The 21,888-nt window shown below is 40.5% G+C and carries 14 protein-coding genes; 6 read left to right on the plus strand and 8 right to left on the minus strand.

The window, feature by feature from the left end:
- Positions 1-17 precede the first annotated feature (17 nt).
- The 3 genes from HH219_RS18590 to HH219_RS18600 all read left to right on the plus strand — a co-directional run bounded on the left by HH219_RS18590 (position 18) and on the right by HH219_RS18600 (position 4,604).
- A complete protein-coding gene (locus tag HH219_RS18590; protein ID WP_169328305.1) occupies positions 18-695 on the plus strand; it encodes an ABC transporter ATP-binding protein in 678 nt (225 codons plus the stop codon).
- Positions 682-3,021 carry a hypothetical protein gene (locus tag HH219_RS18595; RefSeq protein WP_169328306.1) on the plus strand — a complete coding sequence of 780 codons (2,340 nt, stop codon included), beginning with the start codon at positions 682-684 and terminating at the stop codon, positions 3,019-3,021. The genes HH219_RS18590 and HH219_RS18595 overlap by 14 nt, the downstream gene beginning before the upstream one ends.
- A 170-nt stretch (positions 3,022-3,191) precedes the next feature.
- Complete coding sequence (locus HH219_RS18600) at positions 3,192-4,604, plus strand: TIGR00366 family protein (protein WP_054452188.1); 1,413 nt, start codon at positions 3,192-3,194, stop codon at positions 4,602-4,604.
- Between the two features lie 148 nt (positions 4,605-4,752).
- On the opposite strand, the gene ppiC is transcribed toward HH219_RS18600, so the two are convergent.
- The 4 genes from ppiC to HH219_RS18620 all read right to left on the minus strand — a co-directional run bounded on the left by ppiC (position 4,753) and on the right by HH219_RS18620 (position 9,751).
- A complete protein-coding gene (gene ppiC / locus HH219_RS18605; protein ID WP_054205907.1) occupies positions 4,753-5,031 on the minus strand; it encodes a peptidylprolyl isomerase PpiC in 279 nt (92 codons plus the stop codon).
- A 93-nt stretch (positions 5,032-5,124) separates the two neighbouring features.
- The gene (locus HH219_RS18610) at positions 5,125-5,550 is read right to left on the minus strand and encodes a DCC1-like thiol-disulfide oxidoreductase family protein (protein WP_169328307.1); all 426 of its coding nucleotides are present in this window, start codon (positions 5,548-5,550) and stop codon (positions 5,125-5,127) included.
- A gap of 63 nt (positions 5,551-5,613) precedes the next feature.
- A complete protein-coding gene (gene ygjK / locus HH219_RS18615) occupies positions 5,614-7,992 on the minus strand; it encodes an alpha-glucosidase (RefSeq protein ID WP_054205905.1) in 2,379 nt (792 codons plus the stop codon).
- Entirely contained in the window at positions 7,982-9,751 is a 1,770-nt protein-coding gene (locus HH219_RS18620; protein ID WP_064436072.1) for an MFS transporter, read from the minus strand. Before HH219_RS18620 ends, ygjK begins: the two co-directional genes overlap by 11 nt.
- A 68-nt stretch (positions 9,752-9,819) precedes the next feature.
- Here HH219_RS18620 and HH219_RS18625 point away from each other — a divergent pair, with 68 nt between their 5' ends.
- Positions 9,820-12,312 carry a hypothetical protein gene (locus tag HH219_RS18625; RefSeq protein ID WP_064436071.1) on the plus strand — a complete coding sequence of 831 codons (2,493 nt, stop codon included), beginning with the start codon at positions 9,820-9,822 and terminating at the stop codon, positions 12,310-12,312.
- A 50-nt stretch (positions 12,313-12,362) separates the two neighbouring features.
- On the opposite strand, the gene HH219_RS18630 is transcribed toward HH219_RS18625, so the two are convergent.
- The 4 genes from HH219_RS18630 to HH219_RS18645 form a co-directional block, all read right to left on the minus strand.
- On the minus strand, positions 12,363-14,501 hold the full coding sequence (locus HH219_RS18630; protein ID WP_169328308.1) for a TonB-dependent siderophore receptor: 2,139 nt from the start codon (positions 14,499-14,501) through the stop codon (positions 12,363-12,365).
- A 123-nt stretch (positions 14,502-14,624) separates the two neighbouring features.
- Positions 14,625-15,077, minus strand: coding sequence for a hypothetical protein (locus HH219_RS18635; RefSeq protein WP_054204175.1), 453 nt, complete (start codon positions 15,075-15,077; stop codon positions 14,625-14,627).
- 274 nt (positions 15,078-15,351) lie between these two features.
- Positions 15,352-16,578, minus strand: coding sequence for an MFS transporter (locus tag HH219_RS18640; RefSeq protein ID WP_064435880.1), 1,227 nt, complete (start codon positions 16,576-16,578; stop codon positions 15,352-15,354).
- A complete protein-coding gene (locus tag HH219_RS18645; RefSeq protein ID WP_169328309.1) occupies positions 16,578-17,411 on the minus strand; it encodes a nicotianamine synthase family protein in 834 nt (277 codons plus the stop codon). Before HH219_RS18645 ends, HH219_RS18640 begins: the two co-directional genes overlap by 1 nt.
- 131 nt (positions 17,412-17,542) lie before the next feature.
- On the opposite strand from HH219_RS18645, the gene HH219_RS18650 reads away from it, so the two are divergent.
- Both HH219_RS18650 and HH219_RS18655 read left to right on the plus strand, forming a co-directional pair.
- Positions 17,543-18,712, plus strand: coding sequence for an efflux RND transporter periplasmic adaptor subunit (locus HH219_RS18650; RefSeq protein ID WP_169328310.1), 1,170 nt, complete (start codon positions 17,543-17,545; stop codon positions 18,710-18,712).
- Complete coding sequence (locus HH219_RS18655; protein ID WP_169328311.1) at positions 18,709-21,846, plus strand: efflux RND transporter permease subunit; 3,138 nt, start codon at positions 18,709-18,711, stop codon at positions 21,844-21,846. The genes HH219_RS18650 and HH219_RS18655 overlap by 4 nt, the downstream gene beginning before the upstream one ends.
- Positions 21,847-21,888 lie beyond the last annotated feature (42 nt).

Genomic DNA, 21,888 nt, shown 5'->3' on the forward strand with positions numbered 1-21,888 from the left:
CTGCTAAGGAGTGCACAGTGGAGCAGTTAATTACGTTAGAGCAAGTATCAAAGTCATTTTCAGCCAATGCCAAACCCGTATTGGAAAACATCGATTTAACAGTTAATGATGGTGAATCAATTGCTATTTTAGGCCCGTCTGGAAGTGGTAAATCGACTTTATTATCTATTATTGGTTTACTCGATGAACCAACAGCTGGTGACTATTTACTGCGCAATGAAAATATTACAGCGTTGACCCGTAAACAAAAGAGTTTGGTGCGCAATGCCCACATAGGCTGGATATTTCAAAACTTTAATTTAATTGCCAGTATGACAGTGCTGGAGAATGTAGTTCAGCCTATGCGCTTTAATAAAACGATAAAATCAAGTGAGTATATTGACCGCGCTAAAGCAGCGCTTAATGATGTGGGATTACTAGATAAACACGCCACCACGCCAGATAAGCTTTCGGGCGGGCAACAACAACGTGTTGCTATTGCAAGGGCATTGGTCAATAAACCTGCGTTAATATTAGCGGATGAACCGACAGGTAACCTTGATCAAGCCACCGGTGATGAAGTAATGGCGTTGTTACAAGCGCTGTGTGATAAGGGCAGCACACTTATAGTCGTTACCCACGATGAAAACGTTGCACAACGCTGCAAACGCCGGATCAGAATTTTAGATGGGCGGATAGATTATGATGGTAAGTAATCGAGGCTTTGAGCTGTTAACACAGTGGCGACGTTGGCGTGGGCAATATTTAAAACTGGCTATATTATTATTTGGCTTTGCTTTAACCACCGCTCTTTTAAGTATCGCGTTGCGCTTAGGCACTATGCTTTTTTATGAAAACCCAAGCTGGACCAATACCCAAAAGCCTTTGTATACATTAGGTAGATTAAGTGAAGATAACCGTTTAAGTGCAGTTAGTAAACAAGCGCTTGATCAGCTAAAAACACTACCAATGGTTGAAGATGTGTCATGGCTCGTGTTTAAAGAGTTCAACTTTTCGGTTGATAACGCAAAGTTAAGCAATGTCAGAAGTGCTATTTTTTCACCTAATATGGCCGACAATTTAGCGATTGACGTGCTAAAAAATAACAAAGTGTCTGGTGCGTGGATCACTGAAAAGTTTTGGCGAGAAACACTCAAAAGTGATGCCAATATTAAAGGAAAAATACTTTCCTATAAACGCCTTGAGCAAGGTATACAAATTCTTGGTGTTTTAGATAAAAAATATAACCAAGTAGGAGTTAACCATATTGATGTATGGCTACCTGAGGATATTCTGCGCTATTCGACTCCTTTTACTAATGACTCAATGATAGACCGGTTTTTGCAGGCGGCTCCTTTTTATTACGCTTTGTTCTCAGCAAAAATGTCTTTTGATCCTGAGCAAACTAAAAAGCAATTGGAGAGTATAGATTTAAGCGTTAAAGGCATGTCTTTTGGTAAATCACCATTGCCGCTAGTTATTTTCTCAGGGGTAAATTTTGATCCTAAATCGCATCAGCATATGGTGCTTCTGTGGCAATTACTCATAGGTTTAATTGTTACGCTGTTTTTTATTTTAACATTTAGTTTGTTTTCAATTTCTAGCAGTAAAGCAATTGTGTTTGCCGATGAGTATAAAACCTTACAGTTGTTAGGCGCACAATCGAACGACTTTATTCGACCTGCGCTCCTTTTTTCATGTCTGAAAATCGTGGTAATAAGTTTGCTTAGTGTATTAAGTCTATACTTACTTAGTCAGCTAATAATTAGCAGTGCCAGCTACCAATTGTTATTTACTGATAAAGATTTGTCTGTAGATAGTGTAAGTTTTATCAGTGCAATCGCGATGATAGCTGTGAGTGTAATAGTATGTGCCCTCGTCCCCCTTGTGAACTTGCTTAAGGGTTCATTGTTTACTCGTATGGCAAATACTCGGGTATCGTTGTTTCAAAAGGCGTTGGCCGGAGGTATTTTAGTTATTCAATTAAGCGTAGCGCTAACGGCAACCTATGCGCTAAGTCATGTGGCTCACACTCAGTGGCAGCAATATCAGCAAAGTAATATTGACTTATCAGTTGCTCAGATACGTGTTGACTCTGGCCACTTTGCGATTTCTTGGCGCCAAGCCTTAAACCAGATACAGCAAAGCGATCCGCAAGCCGTGATATTGTCATCCCCTTTTGAAAAACTACACCAGTATACACTTGACGACCAGCGTCTTAAGGAATCACTCGATATCAAAACAGTCTACGCGAGTAGCCACTTTTTTGATTTAGTTGATGTGGATATTCAAGGCAAACAATTAGCTAATTGGCAAAATGGCGCAATCATCAACCATGCCCTTGCTAGGCATTTAAGTAGTTCGCAAGAGTTGAGTTCACTCATTGGCACGACGATTAGTTACGGTTTACAAAACCAGCAGCTCACAATTATTGGGATCAGCGACGATATCCCTCATTGGGGGCGCAGACAAAGCATTATGCCTACTCTATACTTACCCTTAAATACATATGATGAGGAAACCTTAAAACACTTTTCCATTTTATCAAGCAACATTGAAGCACTCAGTGAGCATAGTGACTTTAGCCGTTGGTTAGGCGAGCAAGCCACAAGCATTAATATCCAAAAAGCAGCAACATTAGCCGATATTTTGGCCCAATTTGATCAACAATCAACTGATTTACTTTGGTTTAGCTTTATAATTACACTGATCATTCTTGCAGGGATATTTAGTGGCTTATGGTATCAAGTACTGGCACAACTTCGACTAGATAAACAATCTATTTGCGTGTTACTCGCTATTGGAGCTCCTGATAGTTATGTCGTTTTTAGCCGCTGCAAACAAATACTCTTTGCTTTTATATATGCACTGATTACGTGTTTTATTCTTTATAAACTGATTGGCTCGACTTTACTTGACCTTGACTTACTTGCATTGTTCATCGCACTTCTAACTACACTTGTATTGTGTATAACTGCAACATTGTCGCCTTTAGTTAAATTACTTAACACCCCAATCCAGCAAGCTTTGAGAGAATTATAACCAAGCTAAGGCTATGTATTTGCAAGTCATGCATAGTCTTACTCTCCCATTGTTACAATCCTTTACAGATAACTGTCCCTATTATTATCTCGTTTTAAGCAACTCGTGATATTCTTTGGAAAAAAGCAGCACTTCTTTTTTGCTGTGCAAATTACATTTATGGAGAATTTATGAGTAAAACACTCAAAGTCCCTCATACCTTAATTTTACTATTGGGTATGATGGTCACCGCTTTGATTGCTACTTGGTTAGTACCACAAGGTTTTTTTGATACTACATTGTCTGAGTCTGGCCGTGAAATGGTCGTAGCGGGTACCTACCAAACAGTTGCTGAACGCCATTACCTTACCCCATGGGATTTACTTACTGCAATTCCGCGTGCCTTTGCCGCTGCGCAAGATGTGATATTTTTTGTATTAATTGTTGGTGGTGTACTTGCCATAGCGCGTGCAACAGGCACCGTTGATGCGCTAATTGGCCGTTTACTCGAACGCCACGGCAAAAAACCACAACGTTTGATTTTTATGGTGGTCTTTTGTTTCGCATTAGCCTCTAGCAGCATTGGAACGGCGGGTGAATATATTCCGTTTGTGCTAATTTTAGTGGCTTTGTGTAAAGCAATGCGCCTTGATGCAATGACTGCGGTAGGCATGATTGTAGCCGGTTACGGTATTGGTTATGGCGTATCCGCTTTTAACCCCTTTACTGTATTGATTGCGCAACAAATTGCTGAAGTCCCTGTTTATTCTGGTTTATGGTTACGTTTAGCTATATTTGTGCCATTTGTACTAATTGGTTTTCATCATGTGTGGCAATACACTCAAAGAGTTGCAAACGATCCAAGTCAATCAATGATGCTTGATGTGCCTTGTCCGCTCAAAGATAAAGCAACTCCACATTACCCTGAACTTGCAATGCGCCATAAGCTTATCCTTGGTAGTTTCATTGTCACACTAGGTGTTGCTGTCTGGGGCATTGCAACCAAAGGCTGGTACTTATACGAATTAGGCGGTGTATTTATCGCATGGGGCGCATTAATTGCGATACTTGGGCGCCTATCTGCTGATGAAACTGCAAATCGCTTTATTGAAGGTGTTTCAGACTTAGTTACGACTGCTATTTTAATAGGTGTTGCTCGTGGTATAGCATTAATTTTAGAAGATGGACAAATACTTCACAGCTTAGTACACGGTATGTCACTGCCATTATCTTATGTGAGCGCTGAAATATCAGCGATTGGCATGTTAGTAATTCAAACAGTGTTAAATACCTTTATCCCATCAGGTTCTGGTCAAGCCTATGTCACTATGCCACTGATGGCACCACTGGGTGATTTAGTGGGTGTGCCACGCCAAGTTGCAGTACTTGCTTATCAATTTGGTGATGGCTTTTCAAATATGATTATCCCTACCAACGCAGTATTAATGGGTATTTTAGGCATGGCGGGTGTGCCTTATGGGCATTGGTTCCGCTTTTGTTTACCACTATTAATTAAGCTAATGGTTGCCGCATCAATTGTGTTAGTGCTTGCTGTTATGTTTGGTTACGGCTTGGATGTACAACCAAGTGCCGTTGGCAGCTAACTTACTGAATACTTGAACGTAAAAACCACCTTTTTTAGGTGGTTTTTACGTTATAAGCCACTAAAATTGCTAACCGCAGTTGCAAGCTCTTTCGCGCTAAAGCGTGGCCTACAGCGCCATTATCGCTAACTTGCTGCTGGCTGTATTTTTAAGTTCTATAAAGCACTTTTATCACGTGCCAACCAAATTTAGTTTTTACTAAATGTGGTTCTAATATTTCTGCACCAAAGGCTACTTTATCAAATTGAGGAACCATTTGACCGCGCTTAAATTCACCTAAATCACCGCCTTTTTTACCTGATGGACAAGATGAGTGCTTTTTTGCGAGCACTTGAAATTTAGCACCTTTTTTTAACTGCTTGATGATATCTTCGGCTAACTCTTTATGTTTAACCAAAATGTGTAATGCGTGTGCTGTGCTAGCCATTGCTTATCTCTTCTATTTTAACTGCACCAATTTTAACACAACATCATACCCACATTATAGACTGAGGTAACTATATCAAAATGGATTGATATTTTATAAGTAATGCTGATCATAGTCAGCATTGGGTATAAGGCAGTAATCATATTTACCAAATAATGCATAACGATTAAACGCAATGCGATCATACGCCCAATTGCGCACGCGCTTAGGTATTATTCGTAATATTTTAGCCATACGCCACGGCCAACCAAGCTGTATTACAACATCAATAAACGCATCACTTTGCACAGTGCACATACTTTTTTCAATATAGAGCATGGTTTTAAAACTATCCGTTGGATAATTAAAGTACTTAAGTATCGCCTGGCCTTTTGAAGATTGCACACTGCATAATTTAAAACACAGTTTTTTGTCATGCTTTATCATAAAATTACACCACGCACTGCAAAGCTTACACTCTGCATCAAAGAGAATTATTTTATTACTCTCGATTATTTTTTTTGTATCAATTTTAGGCATTACTTACTCCATCTCATCTGAATAAAATGCCTTAAACGTACACATTAAGCAACGCTTTGTTGCTTAATGTAACTCACACCAACGTCCTTGTTGCTGTGTTATTAGTAACAAATGTGCGGCGCTCCACGAGAAATTAGGCGCGCCTTGTTGCTCGCCCGTCAAAGGGTTATAATTTTCACGAATAGGGGCACTTGCCAATAAACCATCTGCATGACTAAGTAACTGTTCACTTAGCTTTTGTGCCTTTTCACAGTAGCCGTAATGGCTCATGCCCACTAAACCAAAATACAGCTGATCAAGCCATACTCGACCTCGCCAATAGATATCAGCACCAAAAGCAGGGTTGCTCAAAGCCGCGCTGCCAAGTGGTACATAGGTATTAAACTCTTGTTCATCAAGCATTACATCAACCACTTGCTGCGCTTGTTCAACACGTGCTACTTGATTAAATAGCGGCGACCAGCCTTCAGGGCCTTTACCGCGCTTAACTAACGGCTTGCCTGCGCAACCATTTGCTAACGGTTGTGGTGCTATTTCAATGTCATAATAATAGCCCGTTGCTTTATCGAACATACATCTATTTATATACGTTCTTAGTTTGGTAGCTTGTTTTAAAAAGTAACTCGCTTGGCGAGGATAATTAAGTACCCGCGCCATTTTACTTAAATAGCGATTATCTGCTGCCATGTATGATGCCTGATCAACGGATTCTTGTAATAATGAATAACCGATCAAACGTCCCGTTTTATCAAAATTTGAGGCAAAGCCTACGTGCCAGTCACTCGCTTTACCGCCTTTTTTTACATACTGCGCCAGTTGTTGACTATCAATAAAGCCAAATACCGCAGCATCATCTCGCCCCGACTCCCAAGATGCCGCCGTTTGTGCAGGGATCTTTATTTGTTTTTGCGGATGGGCCCTAAGCTCATTTTTATAGTTTTCAAGACCGCTTCGCTCAGCCCAACCCGCTGCTGCTAGCACCTCGAAGCGTAATTTACCGTCATCCGTTGTATGGGCTTTATCAACTGTTGCGCCATACTCGGGCACGCCATTGCCATTGTGATCTCGATTAGTTAGCCACCAGTTTCTATAGCCAACCAACTTTGGGAATATTTCAGCAAGCCACTGTTTATCATTGGTATATTTGTATACTTGCCACACAGCCCAGGCCGCTAAACTGGGTTTAGTATTACGTTCGTTCCAGTTAGTACCATCGCCACCACGTTCAGAACTGACATTGTAAGCCACTAAATCAGGAATAAACCCCACATCCCACGGCCTAACTTTATCCGCTGCCGTTATTTGATGCTCAAACACCGCATTTAAGTTCTGTTTTGCAAGCGCTGAGTTAAACGTTGCCAATGCAAATGCCTGTTTATAGCTGTCCCATGGCCAGGTTTGGTTGCCAGAAAACCAGCGCCCTGTAACTGCAGGGCTTACGGTATCAAAACCAACAGCACCTGCTTTACCTCGCCAATTACCGAGTAACGTTTCAACGCTTTTAACAGCTAACTTTTTATGTGTGTTGTCTGCACTGGCTAACGGGCGCAGTGCATTATTAATATAGCCCTGCCAACGCGCAGCACTGCTGGCTAAATATTGCTCGGGTTGTTTTAAAATATCTTTTATAATAGCCTGCTCGCTTGCCACTTCTTGGCTATTTAATAAGTACGAATAAGTTGTATAAAACGTGGTGTCGGTATCAATCGTTGTTTGGCTTACATAACTTAATGCATCGTGCGTGGTACTGACTGATAACGTTTTGTGTAATTGTAACTGCGAGCTGCCAGAAGTTAGCAACTGGCCATAAGCGCGTACTTTGCCAAATAATAGCGCGATAGCGTTATTACTCACTTGCCATTGAGGTAGCAGTTGCGGGTGCACTTCAAAAGGTGAACGCGCATCTTTTACAGTACCGTCTTGAGCTGTTAAGTTACTCACCAACCGCCCTTCCCATCGTAAAGTGAGTGGTTGATTGGTTGTGATCTGTGTTTTAACTAACGAAGTACGATTGCTTACAAAACGTAACTCCATACGAATACTTACGCCATCCCCCGTTAATTTTTGTACTAAAGCGCCCGGCAAGCTGTAACTATTCATGGCGAGTTTAACTTTATGACCTTGGTCTTTATACACACTGAGTTTTTCTAAATAAGGGGCGATAAAATTAAGGTATTCTTCGGTAATAATTGCAGGCCCGGTAAAGCCCCCCATATTATCAACACTTGGTAGTAAATGACCATGCCATGCGCCTAAGTCAAATAATGGACTAAACCGTTGATGCCCGCCTTTAGCAAAATCTTGCATGTAATATGGACTACCAGTACGATCAATTAAGTTTTTATAATGACTATTTGCATCACTCACTGGTTCATTTGCTGTGGCTTGCAAACTCAAAGCCATCATGGCAGCCATTAAAACAAGTCGCTGTTTAAGTTTCACTGTTGGTATCCTTATTATTTCGCGCTAGAAGGTAAAAACCAAAGCCGGTGATAAGCGCAATCACTGCAAATAATAGCCACATGAGTGCCGGACGTTGCAGCTCTTTCACTAAGTAACCATAGCTCCACCCTGATAAAAAACCAGCAAATAAAAAGCCCAGCGCCATAGATACAAAATAGTAACCCATGAACATCGCAGCGCTATTTTTAGGGGCAATACTGGCTACATATTCTTGGCTTTTTGGGGAGGTGAGCATTTCACCAAAGGCGATCAGTAAAATAACGGTGATCATTACAGCTCCGCCCAGTTGCGTCATTAATAAACCCGCGCTCATTAGCAATAACAATAAAAAGGCACCCGCAGTAACAATCAAGCCACTGATCAAAACCGATATCACCTTAAATCCTTGGCATTTTAAACTAACGATTATTTGTAATAATACAATGGCCGCAAAGTCTAAATTAATCAGGTACTCGGGGTTAACTTGCCGATAAACCAGCCATTGCTGGGCAAGTTGTTTGCTTTGTTGCTGAGTAAAATCGCTAGTTGCTATTTGCTCAATAAAAAGCGCTATTTCGCTCACTGGCACGTTTACTTTTAGATGCACTAATTCAAGGCGTATTGCTTCAAGCTCAGTGCTCGTTAAAGGTGATGAAGATACATAATTGACTGACAAAAGCTGAATTTTTTCACTCAATGCCCCACTATCAACAAACGCAAAAAAATCCACCGTTGATTGACCAAAATAACTGAGTAAAACAACCAAATCTTGGGTGTTTGTATAATCACGTATAAACAACGGTAAAGTGTAAAATAGCTGATTATACACAGTCCAAAATCCAGTCAATATGGCTAAGTACAAGGCAAAATTACGGTTACTTACCCGCACTGGCTGTAAATACCAGTTATGGCTTTGCTTAGTGCTAACGCTTTTATCCCACAACCAGTTTAATCCTAGCCATATTACAATTAATACAAAAGCTTGCGTATAACTGAGCCAACTCACTCCTGCGGTCATTAGAATAATCACGCAAGTAAATAACAATAGTGCAAAGCGGCTATTGCCCAATACTTGTTGAGCTTGTTGTAATACCTGTTTAAAGCTGGTATTTACTTGTGAAGATGGTGTGGCTTCGCGATAAAACAACAGCGGAATAAAGTTAAGCAATATCCACACGGCCGACATTACAAATACCGCATCCCAGCTGATCGCACGCATATAACCGGCGACTAATGGGCCAATAAAACCGCCCAAATTAACCATAGTGTAAAAAATACCAAACCCTAGGCCACGGTTAGTATCATTAGTGCTGCGACTAATCGTGCCAACCACGACAGGTTTAAAACACGCTGCGCCAAATGCCACCAACATTAGAATCATAAAGAACGAATTAAAGTCAGTTACTTGACCTAAAAAATAGTAACTAGGCGCCATAATTATAAATGAAATAATAAACAGCTTTTTATAACCATACCTATCGGCCAAAGCCCCGGTTAGCACAGGCAGCAAATATAAAAAGAAGGGAATAATACCTTGCACTGCGCCACGTTGTGCATCATTAAAACCCACCCCACCTTGCTCAACTGGGGTAGTCATATAGACAGATGAAACCGCAAAAAAACCATACCAAGCTAAGCGCTCAAAAATCTCCATAGTATTAGCAATATAAAATGCCAAACCAAAGCCTTTATTAGCTGGGGTTTGCTTACTCTGCTTTGCTGCTGAGTTAGTTGTTATTGGTATTTGATTATTATTCATAGTTTACTTTCACAATTAAACGCAGTATTTTATATTGCATACAATATACATATAAAACAACTATAATTATGAAAAAACTCTCACTCACTTTGTTATTACTGTTACTTGCCGCGTGTCAAAAAGAGCCGCAAGTTGATACTGCGCAGACCGTACAACTACAATCAACAACGTCAAGTGCTATGGTAACTGATCCACAACAGATGCAAGTAGACCTATCAGTACAAGGTTACACCAGTACGTTGCACAAAATGGACATTACATTCTTAGGGCAAACCATCCCCTATACATATAGCGATGGCAAAATTGGTAATAGCCGGGGCTATAATTGGTGGGTAAGTAAACATTTTGCACTGAAGAGCGATTTACCAAAAGAAAAAGTAACGCTGTATCTAGAGCTTTTAGAAATGGCTTACCCACACTATGTTGCGTTATTCGGTATGGAGCCACCTAATATTGAACGCCAGCGTATCGCTGTAGTGTATGGTAGCAGCCGCGATAGAGTGCGCGAGGCCATGCTTGATGATGGCTTTTTACGAGGCGTACATAAAACCGCAGGCGGCGAAACTATGTTTTACAACCGCGCTGGATATAACTTCCCAAGCCATCGTGAGCATCACCAACGCTATATTGTCATTCACGAAACCATGCATGCTTTTCACATGGCTTTAAACGGTCATTCAACCTGGGCGCCTAATTGGATCACCGAAGGCTTAGCCGACTCGGTCGCTCACCATGTTTACGATGCCAAGCAAAAACAACTGACTGTGATGGTGTTTGATCGCGCGCCCATGAATTATATTGAGACCGGTTTAAAGCAATATTACAGTGCCAATAAACCTACTATTGAGCAAATAAACGATGATCCTGCACTTAAACGCGGCCTTAATTTTTTCATCATTCATTACCTTTTAAGCTCCCCAGAACGCGCACAATATTTTGCATATTTTGTGCAGCAGCTTAGACTTGCCAACCCGCACAGTGACGCCACGCTCAGCACAGCCAATTCACTCCTTAAACACACTTTTAAAGATTGGCAGGCAATAGAGCAAGGCTTTGCAGATTTTGTGCAAACTATTAAGCCGAGTTTTCATATTGTATCAGGCCCGTGGGAGCAAGATGGTAATGCTTATTGGCTACGAAATACAGACTCAAATACCTTATCTCGATTGGATATAAACCCAACAAGCAATGCGACTCACCCTGTAATAGACTTTCCCGCGCCGCAACCAAGTGCTTTAATTAACCTAAATAATGAGCACCAAGTGGCTGCTTTAATTAAATTTGAACCAGCACAACTGCAGCGCGGTGAAATAGGCATCGCCATGCAAGGCAAACTCAGTGAACAAACCCAACGATACCGCGCTACGTTTATGGGTAATGAGCAAGCAAATGACGACCAATTACTTAAACTATTAATAGTAGATGCTGAGCGCATATTAATCAGCGAAAATAATATCAGTGGTTTTAACTCGGTGCAGGTTGCCCTAACAACTGAATTAAAAGCAGCTTTGACCACACATAAAGAACTGGGCTTGAATATCACGCTAGATCACAACCAGCTGAGCGTTAACTTAAAAGCAAATAGTGGCACTAAAATAATTACGCAAGTGTTTATCATCCCTTTCTCTGGTGATTTTACACACTTACTCAATACACAAAAAATCAGCTTATTGAGTAAAAATAATAACCATGCAATCACACCCTATTTATTTCCCCATAAAGACGATGATGATTATACATTCGATAAATCTCATACCCAATTACCTAACCCTTGGTTATTCGAAGAATACAGCCTGTTAAGCCGCTTATTTAAGACCTGTCAACAATATGGTGCGCAGTTAGTCGGTTGTGATGAAAAACTCAGTAAGTTGATGAAAAAACTGCCCATAAAGGCTAATCATGCAGCAATTAATTCAGAGCTAATAATACTTCTCAATCGCTACAAAACCCTATTAGGAGATAATGGCTTTAGCGTGCTTTCTGGTATCAGTGCTAGCGTACACTATCATCAAGGCGAGGCTTTTTTAAGAGTGGTCAATCCAACTAATTTTAATCTCACACTTACAGCAAAAGTTAGCTTTAACAATAGTAAAGGCCTATTGCTTAATAACCAACAACTCAACCAAGCTATTAAACCCGGCATTCACAATATTGCTTTATTCAAAATACCCGATACAAAGACTATTACTATTGAGCAGACGCTTAATTGGCAAGGTTTAAATAACATAAGCCAATTACATGCCTCAGCCACCCCATTTAACGGCGTTGAGCTTTCCCTTACACAAAGTAAAGGCAACAACGGACACTGGCTATTTAAGGCACATCTTTCAGGCCCGTACTCAGGTAGAACCAAAGGGGTACTAACGCTTACAACAACACCGTTTACTCAACCTGAGATCATCAAAACACAACAGCATAATGTTGAGATCGCACCTTATGAGCAGAAAATTCATGTATTTGAACTAGCACCAACAAAACAATCACAGCTTATTACTGTAACCGCATTGTTAGATGTCGATGGTGAAGAGATCCGATTAGTGAATAAGATAGTTATGAGGTAGAAAGCTTGCTAAATAAGACTGCCGCACATTGTGTGGCAGTCTGTCATATTTTAAAACTTATAACTTAACGCTAAGTCAACTGAACGAGGTTCGCCCGGCTGTACCCAAATTTGCGTGTATGAGTTAGGGAAATATTTACGGTCAAACAGATTATGGACTTGTAGTTTCACTTCAAATTGCTGCGTTAAATCATATTTAGCAAACATATTTGCCACAGTATACGATGGTAAGTAAAAGTCAGAACCACGTTGACCTAAACGCTCATCCACATAATTAGCGCCAACACCTACCGTTAGTGCACGATCAGCCACTGAGAATTGCTTGCTGATTTGTAAGCTTGCGCTATTTTTTGGAATATTAAGCAGCTCATCTCCTCGTTTTAAAGCAACACCTAAGCCTGTATCTTTTGCATCTTTGTCTACTTGCGCATCAATGTATGCGTAAGAAAACCACATATCAATATCACCTGGTAACTGGCCTGTTACATCAAACTCAAAGCCCTTACTGCTGGCTTGACCAATTGCAGTGTGGAAGCCCGGATTTGCAGCATCTGCGACGATGATATTTTTTTGCGTGCTATCAAAATAAGCAAACGTAACGCCTAGGTTATTATCGAGCAGATTAAATTTAGTACCGATTTCGGCCGATTTTGTTTCATTTGGTTTAAAACCTTGGCCACTTGCATCTGTGCCAAAGTTCAGACGATAACCTTCGCCATAACTTGAGTATAAAGACCAGCTATCGCTTAACTGATAAACCACCCCAGCTTGAGGGCTAAAATGAGTTTCAGATTGTTCAGCATCAAAATTTGTAATTTTATCATCAAGCGTTTGTTTTAAACGATCAATCCGCCCGCCAAGCCTAACATGCAAGTTATCAGTTAAGCGCATTTGATCTTGCAGGTATAATCCAGTTGCGAATTGCTTTTGTACTCTTACAATCGCAGGCACTGGTGTTGGTAATGCATGTTGTCCATAAAGAGGCTGATGAATATCAATTGCATGCAACTGTTCATTCGTTGGATTTGTAGATAACGCTGGGGAGCGGTAAACGCGGTAATCACGGTCATAATCAAACAAATCGTAGTCAATACCCACTATTAGCTCATGCGCAATTGAGCCGGTATCAAACTGCCCTGAGACTTCTGAGCGGATCACAAACTGATCGGTATCGTAGTCACGCTGGCGTCTTTGGCGTGTTAGCGTACGACCATTGTAATACAGCTTTTGTCTCGCGGGAGATACCTCAGCGTCACTCGATGTGCCTGTTAAGCGTGTTGAGCGATAGCTTAAGCCTGAATTTAAGTACCAATCGTTAGAAAACTCATACTGCCATTGTAACTGATGCCCCAGTACTTCTGTTACTGTGGCGCCATCGCCTGGTTCACCTAAAAAGCGTTCAATAGGCATCATGTCAAAATTGCCACCAATCGCAAGAATACCCCGATCGAATGGGATCTCTTGACGTGCAGCTTCTAATTCATATTGCCACACAGAGCGATCGCTTTGCTCAAAGTATACAGAAGCCATTACGCCTTTTTTATTAATTTCTATAGTATCGCGAAAGCTATCACCCGTTTCATAATAGCCTATAACACGCGCAGCTGCTTGCTCAGTTAAACCACCGCTATAGTCAGCCTCAAGGCGGCGTTTATCACGGCTTCCAACTTCTAGAGCTATTTTTCCTTGCTGCTCGAATGTTGGTTTTTTAGTGACTAAATTAATTGTCCCTCCAGGCTCTCCGCGACCATAAAGGGCCGCTTTTGGGCCCTTTAATATTTCAACTCGCTCAATACCAGATAAGTCTCTGGGCCCTGAAAAGCCACGCCCTGCATTAAAACCATTAACTAAATAGCCGCTTGGGACATTTTCATCACCAAAAAAGCCGCGTATAGCAAAGCTGTCCCATAAGCCACCGAGGCTATTTTGTCTCGATACTGAAGCTGATAAATCTAACGCCTCAGTTAACCCTGCCACACCGGTATTTTCGATTAACTGCTGGTTTATCTCCGAGATGGCCTCAGGTGTTTCCAGCACATCAAAGTTACCACGATAAGCCTGTCGCTTTGCAGTAACTTCTATTATTTCGAGTGATTCATCTTTTTTTGCGTAGGCTGCAGTTGAGCATAAGCTAAGTGCAACCCCTATTTGGATAGAGCAAAGTTGGAATGAGCGAAGAGAAAAGTGCATTGTAGTTCCTTTAACAATATAACATTCAAGATTTGTTATATCATAACACTTACTGTACCCATATTGTAAAGAGCTTATTTATAGATTAATTCTTTCGCTGTTTAAAATTAATATACTTACACTTCATTTTAAAGGCACCATAAAGCTTGCACTGCCAATAAACGCGCCAGATTCAACAATTATTTTTGCATCTTTGTAATACACTAAATCCTCTGATAATTTCTTTTTACAGTGTTTAGGGAAAAAACCTTCAAAACTCACTTGCTCTGTTTTATTAATCGTACGTTTAAACTTAAGATCAATATCTCTCAAATACACTTCACCTGCTTTTGTCTCTAATTGATTATCCCAACAGCCATATATTATCCCTAACTGCGAAATCCAAATCATTGCGCTTTGCGCACTAAAATGAAACTCGCCATCTCCTGGCATTTGAAAATATTTAACATCTATTAAGCCTTTGATATAACCAGGTTCAAGGTGAACGGATGAAAACTCCATCACTTCTTGTTTCCAGCCTTTTTGCAAGTAATCAGACATCAGAGCCTGTTGTTGCTGTGTATTTAACTGTTGCATAAATTATCCTTTTAAGTGTTGAATGTGTTTAGGGCCTGTTGACCTTTGTGGATTGAAATTTGTTCAATCTAGGGGCGATTTAATCGCGGCGCGAGGTTTGTAACCTAGCGGGCTAAGTCAAAACCGAGCAACAAAGAGTCAATCGCCCCTAGGAAGAACCCTTTGGGCAGCGCATGTTTGGCATTTATACTGCGTTATCGCCTATTTATGGGGAACAACCACACTGCATAGGCGCTGCCTTGCCTAAATACCAAACATACTGCTGCAAAATTAATCACGAAAGGTCAACACGCCCTAGCTTTTCTTCTTTATTTGGCGAGCTTAAATATAAATGTGCAAGTGCGCTTACTCCTCCTATTAAAGCAAATAAATACCAAATTAAGCCCGGTACTTGCTGCTCTAAATCTAAGGCATAACCAGCTAAAGCACTGCCTATGATTAATCCAAAACCTGCAAATAAGTAAAAGAATCCATAGTGAGTAGACACCGTTCCTGGCGGTGCCGAGTTCGCAATTTGTTTCATAATAAGCGGTAAGCTCATTGCAGTTGCTACACTAAAAAATAAGGCTAACAGCCCCAATTGAAGGTATAGCTGCCACTGACTCTGTACTTCAAATAACATGACTAAAAAACCACTCCCCATCAATGTAAGCCCTGCACTAATAAACAGAGCATCTTTATTAATACGCTCAGTCAGCGCCGTAATGGGTAGTTGTACTAGGATTGAAATCAATGCGCACATACTTAATAACCAAGTCACACTATGCAGTGGCATATCTAATTGACCTAAAAAAATAGGCATCGCAAATGAGATTTGGTTGATCAGCATAAAGTAGCCCATCATCACTGCGCAAAGTTGTAAAAATGCACGATTACCCAACACTGTTTTAATTAAATCACGAGTATTAAGTCCTGCACTTTTTTGTGATTTTTTTGCTGTTGGTAAATAATAAATAAACGCGATACCAAAACATAAAAAAGGAAACGCAGCTACGCCGCACAGTAAACCAAAACTCATTGAAATTAATAATAAACCGCACACAGGACCAAGCAGCTCGCCAGCGTTTCTTGCAACACCAACGAGCGCAAACATGTTTGCTTTACTGATCCCTTGCGCATGTGCAAAATAGGCTTGAGCAGCAGGTGTAAACAATGCCCCCGCAAAGCCCGTCAAAAATGCAGCTAAAAACAAAACAACAATGTGATCGGCCCATAAAAACAGTAAAAAACCGACTGCTCGTAAAAAACACCCTGCTATTATCAATCGCTTAACACCAAGCTTGTCAGCTAACACACCACCGACTAAAAACAAACCTTGTTGACAAAACGAGCGAACTCCCATGACTACGCCGATCAATGTGGCGCTCAAAAGTAAGTTCTCTGCTAGATAATGGCTCAGTAATGGGATCAACATATAAAAACCTAAGTTAAATACAAATGCAGCAAACAGCATCAATTTGTACTCAGGGGTTAATCCACGAAAAGGTGCTAATGCGTGCATTAAGGTTGCTCTTCAAGCGGCTTTTGCGCGATCAAAATAGAATGAAAATTATCACTATAGGTCTGAATTTTTAATTTAGGAGTAAAAGGCATTAAATCACTCAGCTCAATACTGGGGTAAAGTAGCTGACGTAAATTAAATGCTGTTCTCACGACAACAAAGCTTCCCGCTCGCATGCGCGTAAATAAATGCGATAATATTTGCCTTTTTACATCGCTTGACCCCGCTAATGCAGCCAGCCACACTACATCAAACTGTTCAAGGTCTTCAAATTCACAAATATCTGCACAACTAAATTTTTGATTCTGCTGTGGGTAAACATGTTTTTGCACACGCTCACCAACGGTTAATGCCTGTGCGTCAATGTCTAGATTGCTCACCTTCATACCTTGCTGAGAAAGGAGCATTGACGTAATAGGCAGCGGCCCACTGCCAGCCATTAATACGTTTAAATTTTGCTTACCTGATAAGGCATAAATAGCATTTGACTCTAAACCAACCGCTCTTTGGTAATGACTAAACCAAGGGTAATCAGACTCTAAGGTCGAGATAGGTGCGGTAGAGGCAAGTACTTTTTGCGCCCAGTAATGTTCATAGCGCCCCGACGCGGCTGCAAAAAGTGACGCTATATCACTTTTAATTGTATTGAGGCAAGGTTCAGCTAAAACTTGGCTAGCAAATTTTTCATCTTGTTGATTAGACAGTAAAGCCATAAAGCGCTCATACAATGCCATGTTCGGCGCTTCAAAAGAATCCATCTTTATATTTTTGATCATTTGAAATACATCACAAATTTGCGACGCATGTTGATAGGGTGAAATTGTTTGAGACATACATACCTAATTTAGGAAAAATTGTTACACATAATTAACTAAAAATGTTATAACATATCAAAATAGATAATTACAAGCATTTCCCTGTATTTAATAAGGGTCCTTGATAATAAAAAAAGGAATGAATTTTCATGCTCAAAATGTTTTACGGCATCAAAGGACGATGGTTTTTAACACTCTTAATGATTATATTAATCGTGTTGGCTGGCTATTTTATTACACCTTCGTCAAAGGCAAACTCTGAGCCAACTAGCTCTTCAGCTAAGCCTTTGCCACTTATAAGTGTAACGCCCATAACGCCTAAATTGATGAATACTAAGCTTGAATTATCAGGCGTTGTAAAACCAATCGAAAACACTGATATTGCTTTTGAAGTTGCAGGGAAAGTAATCTACTTACATCCGAGCTTTATTGATGGCGGGATCGTTAAAAAAGGCACTGTGTTGATCAAACTTAATCCATTTGATTTAACGGCCGCAGTGACACTTGCAGAGGCTAAAGTTGCAAAAGCCAGCGCAGAGCTTGAAGAAGAAAAAGCCAAAGCAAGCGTTGCCAAAGCCACGCTTTTACTTGCTAACACGCCTTCTACCAACCCCCTTGCAAAACGAGAGCCGCAAGTTAAAAGTGCCAAAGCTTTATTACTTGCCGCACAAACGCAATTGCAAATTGCACAAACAAACCTTGCCCGTAGTGCATATAGGGCACCTTACGACGCACTCGTTCAAAACCGCGCAGTAGGCCTTGGTCAGGTTATCAGTCAAGGGCAAACGCTGGGGCGTTTAGCTAATGTTGCTAAAGCCGAGGTTCATGTTGCCATTGCAGATAATAAATTAAGTGTGTTGCCTAGTTTACCAATAAACAATGTGATTATTAACCATCATCATGTTATTCATACTGGCCGCTTAACACGCAGTATTGGTACGCGCTCTTCTTCAACTCGTAGCGCTATTTATATTGTTGAAATTACGGATCCCTACGGATTACTTAATCAAGGAAAAAGGATCGAATTTGGTGAATTTGTACACGTCTCTGTACCAACAAGACACTTTAAGAATGCAGCAGTTGTGGCACAACATATGGTTACTAATAGCCGTATATGGGCTTTGTCTGCAAACAATACCTTACAGTCAATCCCGGTTGAAATCTTAAACATGCAAAAACACAATTTAATGATTCAACTACCTAGCGATGAATCAATTATTTTAGTCGATAAACGCCCTGAAATTGTAAGAGAAAACATGGCAGTAAATGTCATTAACTCAGCTCTAGCGACAGCCCCTCTTGAGGGCAACTCACTATGACGACACAGCACACACCAGCAGCACCTTATAAAAACAGTGTGATCGCTTTTTTTTGTCATCGCCCATTGGTTGCTAACTTATTGATGTTATTTATTATTGCGATGGGATTGTTAAGCTTTAACAGTATTCAAAGACAAATGTTCCCAATAGCTAAAAACCCTGAGATCCATATACAAATTCAATATTTTGGTGCCTCTGCAAAAGAGCTTGAAGAACAGGTCGTAGCCAAAATAGAGCACGCCCTCAATGGCCAAGCGGGCATTAAACGAGTTCAAAGCCAAGCTAGGCAACATAGCGCCAGTATGACCATTGCTTTATACGCAGATCAATCCAGTGAGCAAAGGCTAAATGAAATCAAACACAAATTAGATGCCATCGCTGATTTACCAAAAGCAATGGAACCTATCATTTTACAAAATAAGCCGCAGTTACAAAATGCAGTAAGCTTAGTACTAACCGGGCCAGACGATAAACTCGCTTTAAAGCAGTTTGGTGAACATATTAAAAGAGAGTTGTTAGCCCGAGACCTAATTAGTCACGTACAAGCAACAAACTTACCCGATGTTGAGTTTTCAATAGAGGTAACTCGCTATCAATTACAACGCTACGGACTGTCATTACAGGACATTGCTGATCTTATTAGTCAACATTCGCAAAATATCAGCGCGGGTCAAATTGCTACTAAAAATGGCAAAATCAATCTACAAATGCCAGCCCGAAAAGAAACAATAGCGAGCTTAAACTCCCTGCCAATATTGAATACTGAGCATGGCGAATTACTCACATTAGGCAATATTGCCACTATAAAAAAATCACTCACTGAGCAATTGCACCTAGCAAAGTTAAATGGCAAAAATGCTTTTTATATGCGTATTTTAGCCGATGAGTCACAGTCAATTACCGCTGTGGCGCAAAGTGTACAATCTTATTTAGCGTATAAAACCCCTCTGCTGCCTGCGGGGTTTTCTTTGTACCAATTAGTCGACACCACCTACTATTTAGAAGGACGACTTAATATGATGTTAAACAATTTAGCCCAAGGGGCATTGTTAGTTTTTATTGTATTGAGTTTATTTTTACGGGTGCGCTTGGCCATGTGGGTAATGCTTGGCTTGCCAGTTAGCTTTTTAGGCGCTATTTGGTTAATGCCGTTTATCGGCGTAACGCTTAATGTTGTATCACTTTTTGCGTTTATTATGGTGTTAGGCATAGTGGTAGATGATGCCATTGTTATTAGTGAAAGCGCTGCGAACGAAACAACCGATTACGGCCATAATGTTGAAAATATAATCACAGGGGCTAGTAAGGTCGTTGCCCCTGCTACATTCGGTGTACTCACCACAATGGCTGTGTTTATGCCATTTATGTTTAGCACAGGCCCTAACTCAGGGCAATTTATCGCCATTGCGGGCGTTGCTCTACTGTGCTTATTTTTTAGTTTGATAGAATCCAAAATGATTTTGCCCGCACACCTTGCTCATAGCCCTATCAAGCCTCTTTCTAAAACCCACTGGAGAACAAAGTTTGATCACGCCTTTAATCAATGGCTAGCGGATACATTTGTGCCAGTTTTAAAGCATATTATTCACTTTAGGTATCCAGTATTAATGCTCTTTATTGCATTTTTAGCTGGCGCTATTTTACTTGTAAAAACAGGTTTAATTGGCTTTACTGCCGTACCTAAAGTTCCGCATGATTTTCCATCTATTCATATTCAAATGGATAACAATGCGTCGCATCAACAAACATTGCATGCTGTTAAAAGTATAGAACAAATGGTTTTACAAGTAGAGCAACAAACACAGCAAATCTCAGGGCGTTCGCTTGTAAAAGACACCTACATTTGGCTCGATAATGATACCGAGGGCGAAGTGCTCGCCCCCTTGGTTGATGAAGATAAGCGCCCCTTTGATGCATTTGAATTAGCACGTCACTGGCAAGCTGCGATGCCGACGCTACTTGGCGTTAAAGCAATTACCATTGAATCTGATGTTATTGATATTAATCAAAAGCCTGAACTAAGCTATCAATTATATAGCGATAATTTAAGTATGCTAACTGCTGCCACTTTAGATTTGAGTACCGCTTTATCTGAACATGAGGCCATCACACAATTAACATCAAACTTAAACACAAATCAGCAAGAATGGAAAATTCAGCTAACACCTAAAGGACGCCATTTGGGGCTAACTTCAAACCAAGTTGCTAAACAGGTATTTGCCTACTTTTATGGTATTGAGGTACAGCGAGTTGTTACACAACAACAAACCGTCCGATTTATGGTTCGAGGGGATTTAAACGAACGCCAATCTTTTTCATCTTTAAATAACCTACCTATTAGTGTAAATGAGCACTCACAAGTGTTTTTTTCAGAGATAGCAACACTCACTACAACGCAAAGCAGCCATGAAATTCATACAGAACAAGGCAGAAGAACATTTAATGTCTCTGCGTTTATTGTTCCAAGTAAAAAGCCGCAAACAAAAGCGATACATTTAGCAATTGAAACCCAAATATTACCCGCTATAAAAGCCCGCTACCCTGATGTGTCTTTTGATTTAGGTGAACATTTAAAGGAGCAGCAACAAGAACAAAGCCAAGTCACTTCGTTTGCTATAATCGCGTTATTAATGGTGTATAGCTTATTAGCAATACCACTGAAGAGCTATAGCCAACCGTTCCTGATTATTTTTGTTATACCGTTTGCCACGGCAGGCGCGTTGTATGGGCATTTACTGCTGGGGTATACACTAAGTATGATGTCGATTTTTGGCATAGTTGCCGCATCTGGCGTCGTTATAAACGATGCTCTCGTACTATTAACACGAGTCAACCAACTGCGTAATAAAATGCCTCTAAATGAAGCAATTTGCCAAGGTGCTGCCGCTCGCTTTAAAGCAATTTTAATAACATCACTCACTACATTCATTGGTTTATTACCCTTGATGTTTGAAAGCAGTTTACAAGCACAGTTTGTGATCCCAATGGCTGTTTCATTAAGTTTTGCTGTGCTATTTGCCACACTAACGTCTTTGATTCTTTTGCCTTGCTTACTTTATATTGCGAATGAGCTTAAAACCATACCGCAGCAAGGTGCAAAAGCAATTAAACTACAGCTATTAAAGGCATTTTAACTGTTTAAAAAATCTACAAAAAAGCCCATTTACATGGGCTTT

The organism is Pseudoalteromonas sp. NEC-BIFX-2020_015 (genome assembly GCF_012952265.1).
GTDB classification, from domain to species: domain Bacteria; phylum Pseudomonadota; class Gammaproteobacteria; order Enterobacterales; family Alteromonadaceae; genus Pseudoalteromonas; species Pseudoalteromonas neustonica.